Source organism: Actinomycetospora soli, from assembly GCF_021026295.1.
Classification (GTDB): domain Bacteria; phylum Actinomycetota; class Actinomycetes; order Mycobacteriales; family Pseudonocardiaceae; genus Actinomycetospora; species Actinomycetospora soli.
This window is the reverse complement of the sequence record NZ_JAJNDA010000004.1, coordinates 130,511-144,057: the sequence shown is the minus strand read 5'-3', so window position 1 is coordinate 144,057 and position 13,547 is coordinate 130,511. Positions and strand designations below refer to the sequence as shown.

Here is a 13,547-nt window from a genome sequence, read left to right as displayed (position 1 = left end):
CCGGTTCAGCGCGCGGCCAGCAGCGCGCGGGTCACCGCGGCCGCCGCGGGGCTCACCGCCCCGCGGGGTCGCGCGAGCACCAGGCGCGCGCGGACGTCGGGGGCGTCGAGCGGCACCGCCACGAGCTCCTCGGAGCGCAGGGCGCCGAGGGACGCGGGCAGGACCGCCACCCCGAGGCCGCGGGCCGCGAGGCGGGCGAGGACCGTCGGGTCGCTCGCCTCGCAGGTCACCCGGACCGCGACGGACGCGCACGCCAGGTCGAACGCCTCGCGCAGCGCGTTGCCCTCCGCCGGGGCGACCACGTCCCGTCCGGCGAGATCGCCCGGCGTGACGGCGGACGCGGTCGCCAGCGGGTCGCTCGGGGGCACCGCGACGACGAGCGTCTCCTCGGTCACGACGTCGGTGACGAGGTCGTCGGCGACCCCGCCCGCCGCGCCGACCAGCGCCACGTCGAGCCGACCCTCGCGCAGCAGGGACCGCAGCCGTCCCGACCCGGCCTCGACCAGCGAGCAGGCGACCTGCGGGTGTGCGGCCGCGAAGTCGGCCAGCGCGCCGGGGACGTCGAGGAACGGTCCGCTCGTCACCATCCCGACCCGCGCCTCGCCGCGCAGCAACCCGTCGAGGTCCTCGACCACGCGCCGGACCCCGGCGACGGCGGCCAGGGCGGTGCGCGCGGCGGCCACCACCTCCACGCCGACCGCGGTCGGGCGGACCCGGTGTCCGGACCGGTCCAGCAGCTCGTGGCCGAGCTCCCGCTCCAGCTTCCGCACCTGCGCGCTCACGCCGGGCTGGGCGATCCGCAGCCGGTCGGCGGCACGGGTGAAGCCGCCGTCGTCGACGACCGCGACCAGGTACTCGAGCTGGTGGAGCTGCACGGTCATCACTGTTGCTTCTGGCGAGGGGCAGTAGCAAGTCTTGGACTTCTGATCGCGACCGGACCAGCCTCGTCGTCATGCACACCGTCCTGGTCCCCGGCGCCTGCCACGGCGCCTGGTGGTACGCCCCCGTCGTCGACGCCCTGGCCGCCCGCGGACGCACCGCCACCGCCCTGACCCTGCCCGGGCTCTGCGAGCGCGCGGACGAGCCGGGCGCCACGCTCGCCTCCCACGTCGCGGACGTGACGGCGACGGTCGCCGCGCTCGAGGGACCCGTCGTCCTCGTCGGCCACAGCTACGGCGGCATGGTGGTCGCGGGCGTGGCCGACGCGCTGCCGGAGAAGGTCGTCGGCCTGCTCTCGGTGGACGGGTTCGCGCCGGTCGACGGGGACTCGTGCTGGTCGAGCGTCGACGACGCGATGCGCGGCTGGTACATCGAGGCCTCCGGACGGACCGGCACGGGCGTCGACCCCATGCCGTGGTTCGACCCGCGGACCACGCCGCACCCGCTGGCGTCGCTGGTGCAGCGGATCGAGCTGACCGGCGCCTACCGCGGCATCCGGCACTACGCCCTCGCCGCCGACCCGACCTGGACGCCGCACTCGCCGTTCCCGGCGCTCGCCGCGCGCCTGCGCACCGACCCCGCCTGGACCGTCACCGACCTCCCGACCACGCACAACGTGCTGCGGGAGGGCCCGGACGTGCTCGTCGCCGCGATCGAGGCGCTCCTCGCGGAGGTCGACCGGGCAGGATGACCGGCCGTGGCAGCACCCGACTCCTCTCGACGCGACCAGGACCCGACCCGGCTCTCCGACCGCGAGGGCGGCGCCGAGGGCTCGTTCCCCCGCCGTCAGGCCGCGACCCGGCGCTTCACCCTCGGCGCGCCGCGGGGGGTGACGGTCGCCCCGGACGGGTCGCGCGTGGTCTTCCTGCGCAGCCGCGCCGGCGACGACCCCGTCACCTGCCTGTGGGTGCTCGACGTCGCGACCGCCGAGGAGCACCTCCTCGTCGACCCGCTGACCCTCGACGTGCCTGGCGAGGAGGACCTGCCGCCGGAGGAGAAGGCCCGCCGCGAGCGGGTCCGCGAGCAGTCCGGCGGGGTCGTGGACTACGCGACCGACCGCGCCGTCGACACCGCCGCGTTCGTGCTCTCGGGCCGGGCCTTCACCGTGTCCCTGCACCTGGGTGCGGCGCCGCAGCCGCTGCCCGTGGAGGGCCCGGTCGTCGACCCGCGGCTCTCGCCGGCCGGCGACGCCGTCGCCTTCGTGCGCGGCGGGGCGCTGCACGTGCTGGTCGACGGGCAGGAACGGGTCCTCGCGACGCCCGAGGCCGAGCACGTCACCTACGGCCTGGCCGACTTCGTCGCCGCCGAGGAGATGAACCGCTACCGCGGGTTCTGGTGGGCGCCCGACGGCGGGTCGCTCGCGGCGGCGCGCGTGGACGACGCCGCCGTCACCCGCTGGCACATCGCCGACCCGGCCAACCCCGACCGCGAGCCGACCGTCGTCGCCTACCCCGCCTCGGGCACCACGAACGCGACCGTGACGCTGCACCTGCTCGGCCTCGACGGGTCGCGCGTCGACGTCGAGCAGCCCGACGAGTACCTCGCCGACGTCCACTGGGACGCCCACGACCTGCTGCTCACCACCTCCACCCGCGACCAGGAGGCGATCAGCCTCCGCCGCGTGGACCCGTCGTCGGGAAGGGCGTCGGTGGTGCGCACCGACACCGACGACGCCTGGGTCGACCTGGTGCCCGGCGTCCCGGCGCATCTCGACGACGGGTCGCTCGTCTGGTGCGCCGACGCGGACGACGCGCGGCGGCTGGTCGTGGACGGCGAGGTCGTGACGGGGCCGGAGTGGCAGGTCCGCGGGGTCGCGGCGGTCGACGGCGCAACGGTGCTGCTGACGGCGTCGCGGACCGGGACGCCGACGTCGACGGTCCTCGCGGTGTGGTCGCGCGAGGCGGGCGTGTCGGTGGTGAGCGCCGAGCGTGGCATCGCCTCGGGCCGGCTCGCCGGCGGGACGCTCGTGGTCTCCCAGGCCTCGCTGGAGCACGACGGGTCGGTGACGACGGTGCGGGGACCCGGCGGGTCGACGGTGATCCGGTCGTTCGCGGAGTCGCCGGGCCTCGAGCCGCGGGTGCACCTGTTCCCGGCGGGGGAGCGGGGGCTCGCGACCGCGGTGCTGCTGCCCCGCCACCACATCCCGGGCTCCGAGCGGCTCCCGGTGCTGCTCGACCCCTACGGCGGCCCGCACTCCCAGCGCGTCCTCGACGCCCGCGGCGCCTTCCTGACGAGCCAGTGGTTCGCCGACCAGGGCTTCGCGGTGGTGGTGGTCGACGGTCGCGGGACGCCGGGACGGGGGCCGGCCTTCGAGCGGGCCGTCGACGGCGACGTGGCGGGCCCGGTGCTCGACGACCAGCTCGCGGCGCTCGAGGCGGCGGCGCACGAGGTGGAGGACCTCGACCTCTCGCGGGTCGCGATCCGCGGCTGGTCGTTCGGGGGCTATCTCGCGGCGCTGGCGGTGCTGCGGCGTCCGGACGCGGTCCACGCGGCGATCGCGGGCGCCCCGGTGACCGACTGGGCGCTCTACGACACCCACTACACCGAGCGCTATCTCGGCACCCCGCAGGACCGCCCGGACGCCTACGAGCGCTCCTCGATCATCGCCGACGCGGGCCGTCCCGCGACCGACGCGGCGCCGAATCGTCCGCTGCTGCTCATTCACGGGCTCGCGGACGACAACGTCGTGGCCGCCCACACGCTGCGCATCTCCTCGGCGCTGCTGGCCGCGGGGCGCCCGCACCAGGTGCTGCCGCTGTCGGGGGTCACGCACATGACACCGCAGGAGGTCGTGGCGGAGAACCTGCTGCGCCTGCAGGTCGCGTTCCTGAAGGAGTCGCTGGGGATGTAGGTCGGGCCCTCCCCGGGTGGCAGGAAAGCGTCGTTGCTGTCATCCAGTGGCAGGGAAACCACATCGTCGATCGGCCCCGGGAAATCCGGGCCCCGAGTTTCTCCAAACCGCACCCACGCGGAGTCCCGACCGCCGACCCTGAGTCCCGGATCGGGGGCACGGCGGACGGTGGAGGAGTCGGGTGGGCGCGGCGGACGTGCGGCTGGAGGTGGTGCGCGGCCCCGGCGGGGTCGTGGTGCTCGCCGACGGGCGGCCCCTGCCCGTGCCACCGGGCGGCGACCCCCGCGCGGTGGCCCTCGCGGCCGCCCGGCGGCACGCCGCGCGGCGCGGCGGGGTCCTGCGGGTCGAACTCGTCGACGGCGGGGTCACCCGGCTCGCGGTCGGCCCCGCCGGTCCGGTCGAGGCCTTCCCGACGACGGGCCCGGTCGCGCCGGCGCCGGTCCCTCCGGCCGCCGTGGAGGAGTCGCCGCCGGGGTCGCCCTCGCCGTGGCGACGCCCGACACCCGTCGTGTCCCGGGACCGACGCCCGGTCGGTTCCCTCGTCGCCGCGGCCCTGGTGGCGGTCGCGGTCCTGGTCGGTGCGGTCGGCACCGGCGTCGCGACGCTGGCGTCCTCACAGGCGCTGCCCGACTCCTGCCGCCCGGTCACGCTCTATGCCGTCGGCGGGGCGGGCGGCGCGTCGGACGTGCTCACCGCCGTCACCGACCCCCTGGCCCAGCAGTTCGGGGAGAAGGTCTCCGTGGTCACCGTGCCGCCACCCGCGGCCGGGGGTTCCTACGCGGCGAGCGAGTCGGCCGCCGTGGGCGCGCTCTCCGACGCGGTGGGCGACCACGTCGAGGGCTGCCCCACCGGCTCGATCATGCTCTTCGGCTACTCCGCCGGCGCGCAGGTCGCCGGGGATCTGGCCTCGCGCATCGGCACCGGTCTCGAGCCCCGCATCCCCGCCGACCTGGTCCGGGCGGTCGGTCTGTTCGGCGACCCGGCCCGCAGCCCGGCCACCCGGGCGGTCCCGGAAGGCACCACCGGCCAGGGCGTGCTCCCGCCGCGCGCGGTCGGCTTCGGCACCCTCGACGCCCGCACCATCGAGATCTGCGCCCCCGGCGACCCGGTCTGCGACAGCCCGCCGACCGCCGGCGACGCCTCCCTCGAGACGGCCCTGACCTCGCCCGTGCACGGCACCTACTCCGAGCTCCCGATCGCCCAGGGCACCACCGCGCCGCAGTGGGCGGTCGCCTCGCTCGGCAAGGTCGTCGCGGCGGTGCCCACCGACGCCGGTCCGGCGCCGAGCACCACCACCGCCCCGCCGACCACGACCGCCGGCTCGTCCGCGACCCCGCCTTCCTCCGGAGAGTCCGGGTACGAGGAGGAACCGGGCGCCGCGACCACGCAGGTACCGGGATCGACCGCCGGGACGACGACGGGTGCCCCCGGCTCGGGTGGGGCGACGGTCACCCGTGCGCCCGGTTCCGCGGACGACGGTTCGGACGGCGTCACGGTCACTCCGGAACCCGGCGCGGAGGGCGCCGGGTCGCCCAGGGCCACGCGCGCGCCGGGCGCAGCGGAGAGCGGCTCCGGAGGGGTCACGGCGACCCGCACGCCCGAGGGCGGGGCCACGGCGACACGCGTCCCTGAGTCCGGGGCGGAGGACGAACCGACCTCGACCCGCGCACCGTCCGGGAGCCGGGGCGACAGCGGCGACATCGACGACATCGACGACATCGACGACATCGACGACACCGGCGACACCGGCGACACCGGCGACACCGACGTCACGGGGACGCGGGCACCGCGGTCGTCCGGCTCCGCCACGGTCACCCGTGCCCCGGGCGGGGACGCCGACGAGACCACCACGACGGACCCGCCGAGTACGGGAGAACGGCAGGACCCGTCGTCGGGAACGGAGGACGACGGCGGGCAGGGACGCGAGACGAAGGCGACCTTCGCGCTGACCGACGGCCTCGAGGGCTTCAAGTCCACGCCGTGGAACAACCAGAACGCCACCGATCCCTCGGGCGCCGAATCGCCGAACGTGCCCGGCCGGGAGGCGGTCAAGTTCGAGATGCCGGGCGGCGGCAAGCGCACCGAGGCCGAACCCGACATCCCGGAGTTCCAGGACGGCGAGACGACGTTCGTCGGCTACTCCGGGTTCTTCGAGCAGGGCTTCCCCACCGACACCGGCACGTGGCAGCTGATCATGCAGTTCAAGCAGCCGGGGACGGGGAGCCCGCCGCTGGCGGTGGAGGTCGGGAACGGGCAGCTGCGGCTGGCGAACAACGGCGGGAACCAGAAGGACTTCTGCCCCGTCGGCCCGGGCGCGTTCTCCTTCCAGCTCGGCATCACGTTCGGCGGGGCGATCGACGCCTACTGCAACGGCGAGCAGACGCTCTCGGGCTACCGCACCCCGGAGTCGAACGTGAAGGGCAGCGCCTACCTCAAGACCGGCATCTACCGCGACGAGTCCATCGGCCAGGACAGCACGCTCTTCCTCAACGACCTCAAGATCGGCGACGACCTGGAGTCGGTCTCGGGCCTGGCGGGAGCGGGGTCCGGCGCCGGCGCGGGCTCCGACGTCGGCACGGGTTCCGACGCCGGCACGGGCTCCGGCGCCGCCGTGGACGACGACGGTGAGCGTGCCGCCACGCCGACGAGGAGCCGTGCGTCTGCTGCGGCCGCGCCGCCGACGACGCGCAGCACCGCGAGCGCCCGACCCGCGGCGGCTCCGGCCGCGTCGTCGGAACGGTCGGCGGAGACGGCGGACGTGCGCGGCCGGCAGGTGTGCGACAAGTTCGGGTCGACCGAGATCGCGGGCGGCGCGTTCCTGGTCCAGAACAACGAGTGGGGTGCGGCCGACGGGCAGTGCATCACCGCCACCACGCAGGGCTTCACGGTCGACTCCGGGGAGCACAGCAAGGACGACGCGCCGGCCTCCTACCCGTCGATCATGTCCGGCTGCTGGATGGGCACCTGTACCGAGGGCACCACCCTGCCGCGTCGCATCAGCGAGCTCGGCCCGATCAGCTCGAGCATCGCGGGCGAGATTCCGGCCGGTACGACGTCCAACCTCGCCTACGACCTCTGGGCCGACAGCACGCCGAGGAAGGACGGCCACAACGACGCCGTGGAGTTGATGATCTGGTTGACGGAGACCGGGGGGATCAAGCCGATCGGGCAGCCGGCGGGGACGGCGACCATCGGCGGCGCCGGCTGGGACGTCTGGAAGGGCGAGAACGGCGGGGTCGCCGTCATCTCCTACGTGCGCCAGGGCTACGTCGACGAGGCCGACGACCTGCCGCTCACGGACTTCGTGAACGACGCCGTCGCGCAGGGCTCGGTGCAGGCCTCCGCCTTCCTGACGAACATCCAGGCGGGCTTCGAGCCGTGGACCGGTGGACCCGGGATGGCCCTGACGCGGTTCGACGTGATCTACGGGGGTGGGTGAGCCGACCCCGACACCGGGTACTGCTCCGGGCGTCGACGACCGAGGGAGTGTGGCCGTGAGGGCGAGCGATCTGTTCGTGCGGTGTCTGGAGGCCGAGGGCGTGGAGTACGTCTTCGGGGTACCCGGCGAGGAGAACGCCGACGTGCTCATGTCCATGCGCGACTCGGCGATCCGCTTCGTCCCGACCCATCACGAGTCCGGGGCCGCCTTCATGGCCGACGTCTACGGTCGGCTCTCCGGTCGCCCCGGGGTGTGTCTGTCGACCCTCGGGCCGGGCGCGTCGAACCTGGTCACGGGCGTCGCGAACGCCAACATGGACAACTCGCCGGTCGTCGCGCTGACCGGGCAGGGCGCCACGACGCGCCTGCACAAGGAGTCCCACCAGGCGATGAACGTCGTGGAGATGTTCACGCCGATCACGAAGTGGACCACCTCCCTGCGGGACGAGACGACGATCCCCGAGGTGATCCGCAAGGCGTTCAAGCTCGCCGTCGCGGAGAAGCCGGGCGCCACCCACGTGGAGCTGCCCGAGGACATCGCGAAGCACGAGGTGGAGAGCGCGCCGATCGTGCCGCCGGAGAAGGTGCGGCGCCCGGTGCCCGACGAGAAGTCGGTGCAGGCCGCGCTCGACCTGATCGCCCGGGCCGAGCGGCCGGTGCTGCTGGTCGGGCAGGGCTGCGTCCGGACCCGGGTGAGCCGCCAGCTGCAGCGGTTCGTCGAGGAGACCGGCATCTACGCCGGCATGACGTTCATGGGCAAGGGTGCGCTGTCCGACCGCCACGAGCGCAGCCTCTACGCCGTCGGCCTCGGGTCGCGTGACTACGTGACCGAGGTGTTCGAGGCCGCCGACCTCGTGATCGCGGTCGGCTACGACATGGTCGAGTGGCCGCCCTCGCGGTGGAACATCGGGCGCACGAAGCGGCTCCTGCACATCGACTTCGACCCCGCCGAGGTCGACGGCGCCTACCGCCCCACCGTGGAGATCGTCGGCGACATCGCCGCCGCCCTGTGGGCGATCAACGAGGGGCTCGGCGAGCGGCACCGGTTCCCGGACATCGACGCCCACGCCCGGGCCCGGGCGAACCTGACCGAGGAGATCACCGAGGGCGGGGCGTCGTCGGAGGCCGAGACCGGCGACTTCCCGATGAAGCCGCAGCGCATCCTGGCCGACCTGCGCGCCGAGATGGACGACGACGACATCCTGATCTCGGACGTCGGCGCCCACAAGATGTGGGTCGCGCGGCACTACCCGACCTACACCCCGAACAGCTGCATCATCTCCAACGGCTTCTGCTCGATGGGGATCGCCGTCCCGGGTGGGGTCTCCGCGTCGCTCGTGCACCCGGACCTGCGGGTCGTGGCGATCTCCGGGGACGGCGGGTTCCTCATGAACGGCGCGGAGCTCGCGACGGCGGTCCGCCTCGGGGTCGCCCCGGTCAACCTCGTCTGGGAGGACAACGGCTACGGCCTGATCTCCTGGAAGCAGGAGGTCGAGTTCGGCCGCCACTTCGGTACCGACTTCCCCTCACCGGACCTCGTCAAGGTCTCCGAGGGCCTCGGCTGCCACGCCCGTCGGCTCGAGAGCGCCGACGAGCTGCGCCCGGCCCTCAAGGAGGCGTTCGACCGCCGCGACCGGCCGTCGGTCATCGTGATCCCGGTCGACTACCGGGAGAACGTGAAGCTGACGAAGCGGCTCGGGCAGCTCATCGCGCGCTGAGGACGCCCGGTCAGGTCCGCTCCACCCGGCGGACCTGACCACCCGGGCGCCACGACTCGATGACCAGCCGGTCGCCCGTAGCGTTGATGCGGGTCAGCACCACCTCGGTGACGTCGAGCGCGAACGCCGCACCCTCCTCCGCCGGCGGCCCCGGGACGGCCCGCCCGGACACCTTGGCCTCGCCCGGCCACGCTGAGGGGTCCTCCGGCGGGTCGACCGACGGCGAGTGCAGCGCCACCCGGGGGTCGCGCCGCACGTCGGCCAGTTTCAGCGATCCCGGCATCATGCCGAAGGTCAGCTCCCCGTCGGCGAACTCGTTCTCGATCCCGCTGATGCGCGGCGACCCGTCGGCCCGCAGCGTCGCCATCGTCTTGTGCTTGCCGCGCTCGAAACACGCCCGCACCGCGGCGGCCAGCTCGGGCGCCGCCGTCTCGACCTCGCTCCACGTCGTCACGCGGCAGGTCTAGCAGCGACCCCCGACAGCGTCACCGACGACGCGGATTCCCTGCCACTGGATGACAGCAACGACGCTTTCCTGCCACCGGGGGAGCCTGCCACCGGGGGAGCTTGCCACCGGGGAGCCCGCCACGGGGGAGGGAACCGGGCTCAGCGGTCCGCCACGGACCCCGGCCGGTGCGGCACCGCGTCGACGACCTCGTCGACCGAGCCGTACGTGCCCGCGGGCAGGGCGGCGAGTGCCGTCAGCGTCTTCTCGTCGACCTCACCCCGGTCGGTCGCGTAGGCGACGAGGTCGTTGCGCTCCGACGGGAAGTTCGCGCCCTGGAGCGCCTTGCGGACGCGGGTGTCGTCTCGATCGGTCATCCCTGCAGCTGCCCGACCCGCGTCCTTCTTCACACCCGATGTCCTTTCGCGAGCGAAGCATCCAGACTGGCTCCACGTGACCACCGCCGAGCAGCGCCGCGCCGCCACCAGCACCCTCGGCACCCCGCTCCTCGTCGCCGCGATCGTGCTCGTGGCGCTCAACCTGCGCGGGCCGATCGTCGCCGTGAGCCCGGTGGTCGACGCGATCCGTGCCGACCTCGGGGTCTCCGCCGCGGTCGCCGGGCTGCTGACGAGCCTGCCGGTCCTCGCCTTCGCGCTCGCGTCGCCGCCGACGTCGTGGATGATCGGCCGCATCGGGCCGGAGCGTGCGATGCTCGTCGGGCTCGGGGTGCTGTCGGTGGGCACCGTCCTGCGCTCGACCGACGGGGTCGTCGGGGCACTCGCGGGAACTGCGCTGATCGGGGCCGGCATCACCGTGGGCAACATCGTCGTGCCCGTGGTGGTCGGCCGGGACTTCCCGCACCGCTCCGGCACGGTGTTCGGCGTCTACACCGCGACGATGAACATCGGTTCGATGCTCACGCTGTCGCTCACGGTGCCGATCGCCGACGGCGTGGGCTGGCGGCTCGCGCTCTGCACGTACCTGCTGCTCGCGCTCGCCGCCGCGGTGGTGTGGACCCTCGCGACCCGTCGTCGGGACGGAGCACCGCGGGTCCGGGCGGAGGAGGAGGGCGAGCCCGCCCGCGCGCCGTCGTCACAGCCGGTCGGCTGGCTGCTGCTGCTCGCCTTCGGGGCGCAGTCGTTCTCGTACTACGGCCTCACCGCATGGCTCCCGGAGGTCCTGCGCGACCTGCGCGGGCTGGACGCGGCGACTGCCGGCGTCGCGTCGTCCCTCTTCCAGATCCTCGCGGTCGTCGGGGCGCTGGTGACGCCGCTGGTCGCGCGACGGGCGAGCCTGCGGGTGGCGTTCATCCCGGTCGCGGCCGCCTTCCTGGCGCTGCCCGGCGGGCTGCTGCTCGCACCCGCGCTCTGGCCGCTGTGGTGCTCACTCGCGGGCGCCGCCCAGGGCGGCGGTTTCACCGTCATCTTCTCCGCGGTGCTGGCCGCCAGCCGCACGTCGACCGAGAACCGGCGACTCGCCGCGTTCGTCCAGGGCGGCGGCTACCTGCTGGGTGCGCTGGGGCCGTGGCTCGTCGGGGCGGTGCACGAGGCCGGGGATCCGCCGTCGTGGGACGTGGCGCTCGCCGTCGTGCTCGGGGCGCTCGCGGTCCTCGCGACGGCGGGCTGGTCGGCGCTGACCCGGCTGCGGGCTCAGTAGCTGCGCGGCATGCCCAGCACGTGCTGGCCGACGTAGGCGAGCACGAGGTTGTTGTTCACCGGTGCCACCTGGTAGAGCCGGGTCTCGCGGAACTTGCGCTCGACGTCCCAGGTGTCGACGAAGCCGTAGCCGCCGTGGGTGTCCAGGCACGCGTTGCCGGCCTGCCAGCTCGCCTCGCTGGCCAGGAACTTCGCGAGGTTGGCCTGCTCGCCGCACTTCTCCCCGGCGTCGAACAGGGCCGCGGCGCGGTAGCGCATGAGGTCGGCCGCCCCGACCTGCGCGTAGGCCCGGGCGAGCGGGAACTGCACGCCCTGGTTGGCGCCGATCGGACGCCCGAAGACCTCCCGCTGGTTGGCGTAGGCGGTCGCGCGGTCGATGAACCAGTAGCCGTCGCCGACCGCCTCGGCGGCGAGCAGGATGCGCTCGGCGTTCCAGCCGTCGATGACGTAGCGGAACCCCTGCCCCTCCTCGCCGATCAGGGCGCTCGCGGGCACACGCATGTCGTCGTAGTGCACCTCGTTGGTGGCGTAGTTGAACATCGTGCGCACCGGGGTGACCTTCAGCGTGTCCGGCGCGTCGGACCGCACGGCGCGCAGGTCGACGAGGAAGAGGCTGATCCCCTTCGTGCGGTCCTTCGGGTCCTCGGCGCGCGGCGAGGTGCGGGCCAGGACGAGCGCGAGGTCGGACTGCTCCAGTCGGCTCGTCCAGTTCTTGTGCCCGGAGATGACGTAGTCGTCGCCGTCGCGGACCGCCGTCGTGCGGATGTCGGTGGTGTTCGACCCGGCCTCGGGCTCGGTGATCGAGAAGGCCTGGAGTCGGATCGACCCGTCCGCGATCCCGGGGAGGTAGGTCTTCTTCTGCTGCTCCGACCCGTGCTTGAGCAGCGCGCCCATCGTGTACATCTGCGCGTGGCAGCCGGCCGAGTGCCCGCCTGAGCGGTTGATCTCCTCGAGCACGATCGAGCCCTCGGTGATCCCGAGCCCGCTGCCGCCGTACTCGGTCGGGATCAGCACCGCGAGGTAGCCGGACTCGGTCAGCGCGTCGACGAAGGCGTCGGGGTACTCGCGGTTGCGGTCGCGCTCGCGCCAGTACTCGTCGGGGAACCGTGCGCACAGCTCCCGCACCCGCCCGCGCAGCTGCTCCTGCGCCTCGGTCGTGACGCCGACGGGAGTCGGGGTGCTGGGCATCGGTGCGCTCCTCGGGGTGGTCTCTCCGGCTCGAAGACCATCTTCCCTTCCCGACGGCGGGTGCGCTCAGCTCCGTGCGGCGGCCGCCGGTGCGCGTGGTCACGGGAACAGGTCGTCGACACACGCGACGCCGGAACGACGAACGGCCGCCACCCGGAGCGGGTGACGGCCGTTCGGTGGGACCGGGATCAGGCGGGGCGAACGTCCGTGAGGTTCGCGTAGACGATCACGTTGGCCTCATAGCTGCGGGCGGCCGGATCGAAGATGCCGCCGCAGGTGACGAGGCGGAGCTGGGCGTCCGGGGTGTCCCCGTAGACCATCTCCGACGGGAACGCGGCCTTCGGCACGGTGTCCACGTTCGACACGGTGAAGACCGCCGTCTGACCGTCCTCGCGCTTCACGAGAATCTGGTCGCCCGCCTTGGTGTCGGCGAGCTTGTAGAAGATGCCGGGCTTACCGCTGCCGTTGACGTGGCCGAGGATCACCGACGGGCCGAGCGAGCCCGGGGTGGGGCTCTGGTCGTACCAGCTCGCCTGCATCGGCGTCTGCAGCGACGGCACCTCGAGCGATCCGTCGGCCTTCAGACCGGTCTCGATCAGCGAGGACTCGGCGCCGATCGAGGGGACCGACACCGAGGTGGGCTTGGACGCTGACAGCGTCTCCACACCGGAGCCGCCGCTGCCGCCGCGAGATCCGCCGGAGGTCCCCACGGCGACGAGCGCGATGAGCGCGAGCAGGACGACGATGCCGATACCGATCTTGCCGGTGATCGAGTCGGTCTTCGACGGCCCCCGGGTCGGAGGAGTCTCGGTCGTCTCACTCACGCGTCAACCTCGATCACTGGAAGGAGCCGTCCCCGGTGTCGACGCCGCCCTTGGGCACGCTGGAGACCTGGGTCGCGTTGACGACCTGGGGCACGTAGGTCGGCGCGGCGTAGCGGTCGCAGCCGCAGCCGTGGTCCCAGTACTTGCCGTAGTAGCGCTTTCCGTAGTCACCGAAGACCGGGACGGGGTAGGGGCTGTACTGGATGACCGTGTTGTTGCCACTCGGCCCGGTCGGCGTGGTCGGCGAGTCCGTCCCGCCGTCGGGGATGAGGTCCGTGACGGCGTCGACCACCGTGTCGATGAGACCACCGTCAGCGGTGGCGTCCTCCAGCGGCGTGTCAGTGGTGGCGTCCTCGAGGGGCGTGTCGGTCGTAATCCCGTCGAGAAGGTCGTCAACGACGGGGATGCCGCCATCGTCGCCGGCGGTGCCGTCCTGCGCGAAGGCCGGCGCGGTCGCCATGAGACTGGCGAGGAGCACCCCCAGCATCA

General features: G+C 73.7%; 11 protein-coding genes. 5 read left to right on the top strand and 6 right to left on the bottom strand.

Annotated elements, in window-relative coordinates:
* Positions 1-5: 5 nt before the first annotated feature.
* A complete protein-coding gene (locus tag LN037_RS07645; RefSeq protein ID WP_230751352.1) occupies positions 6-881 on the bottom strand; it encodes a LysR family transcriptional regulator in 876 nt (291 codons plus the stop codon).
* 71 nt (positions 882-952) lie between these two features.
* Between LN037_RS07645 and LN037_RS07640 the strand changes: the two genes are divergently transcribed.
* The 4 genes from LN037_RS07640 (at position 953) to LN037_RS07625 (ending at position 8,946) form a co-directional block, all read left to right on the top strand.
* Positions 953-1,630, top strand: a complete 678-nt coding sequence (locus LN037_RS07640; protein ID WP_230751351.1) for an alpha/beta fold hydrolase — start codon at positions 953-955, stop codon at positions 1,628-1,630.
* A 6-nt stretch (positions 1,631-1,636) separates the two neighbouring features.
* Positions 1,637-3,790 carry a prolyl oligopeptidase family serine peptidase gene (locus tag LN037_RS07635; protein WP_230751350.1) on the top strand — a complete coding sequence of 718 codons (2,154 nt, stop codon included), beginning with the start codon at positions 1,637-1,639 and terminating at the stop codon, positions 3,788-3,790.
* 181 nt (positions 3,791-3,971) lie between these two features.
* Positions 3,972-7,229 carry a GH12 family glycosyl hydrolase domain-containing protein gene (locus tag LN037_RS07630; RefSeq protein ID WP_230751349.1) on the top strand — a complete coding sequence of 1,086 codons (3,258 nt, stop codon included), beginning with the start codon at positions 3,972-3,974 and terminating at the stop codon, positions 7,227-7,229.
* Positions 7,230-7,284: 55 nt separating this feature from the next.
* Positions 7,285-8,946 carry an acetolactate synthase large subunit gene (locus LN037_RS07625; protein WP_230751348.1) on the top strand — a complete coding sequence of 554 codons (1,662 nt, stop codon included), beginning with the start codon at positions 7,285-7,287 and terminating at the stop codon, positions 8,944-8,946.
* A 10-nt stretch (positions 8,947-8,956) separates the two neighbouring features.
* On the opposite strand, the gene LN037_RS07620 is transcribed toward LN037_RS07625, so the two are convergent.
* On the bottom strand, positions 8,957-9,400 hold the full coding sequence (locus tag LN037_RS07620; RefSeq protein ID WP_230751347.1) for a pyridoxamine 5'-phosphate oxidase family protein: 444 nt from the start codon (positions 9,398-9,400) through the stop codon (positions 8,957-8,959).
* A gap of 152 nt (positions 9,401-9,552) precedes the next feature.
* Positions 9,553-9,768 (bottom strand): DUF2795 domain-containing protein, encoded by a 216-nt coding sequence (locus tag LN037_RS07615; RefSeq protein ID WP_230751346.1) that lies wholly within the window; start codon positions 9,766-9,768, stop codon positions 9,553-9,555.
* A 76-nt stretch (positions 9,769-9,844) separates the two neighbouring features.
* On the opposite strand from LN037_RS07615, the gene LN037_RS07610 reads away from it, so the two are divergent.
* Positions 9,845-11,047 (top strand): MFS transporter, encoded by a 1,203-nt coding sequence (locus LN037_RS07610; RefSeq protein WP_230751345.1) that lies wholly within the window; start codon positions 9,845-9,847, stop codon positions 11,045-11,047.
* On the opposite strand, the gene LN037_RS07605 is transcribed toward LN037_RS07610, so the two are convergent.
* From LN037_RS07605 to LN037_RS07595, 3 genes are all read right to left on the bottom strand, one after another.
* A complete protein-coding gene (locus LN037_RS07605; protein ID WP_230751344.1) occupies positions 11,041-12,234 on the bottom strand; it encodes an acyl-CoA dehydrogenase family protein in 1,194 nt (397 codons plus the stop codon). The genes LN037_RS07610 and LN037_RS07605 overlap by 7 nt on opposite strands.
* Before the next feature lie 188 nt (positions 12,235-12,422).
* Positions 12,423-13,058 (bottom strand): class F sortase, encoded by a 636-nt coding sequence (locus LN037_RS07600; protein ID WP_230751343.1) that lies wholly within the window; start codon positions 13,056-13,058, stop codon positions 12,423-12,425.
* Between the two features lie 13 nt (positions 13,059-13,071).
* Positions 13,072-13,545 carry a hypothetical protein gene (locus LN037_RS07595; protein ID WP_230751342.1) on the bottom strand — a complete coding sequence of 158 codons (474 nt, stop codon included), beginning with the start codon at positions 13,543-13,545 and terminating at the stop codon, positions 13,072-13,074.
* Between the last annotated feature and the right edge of the window lie 2 nt (positions 13,546-13,547).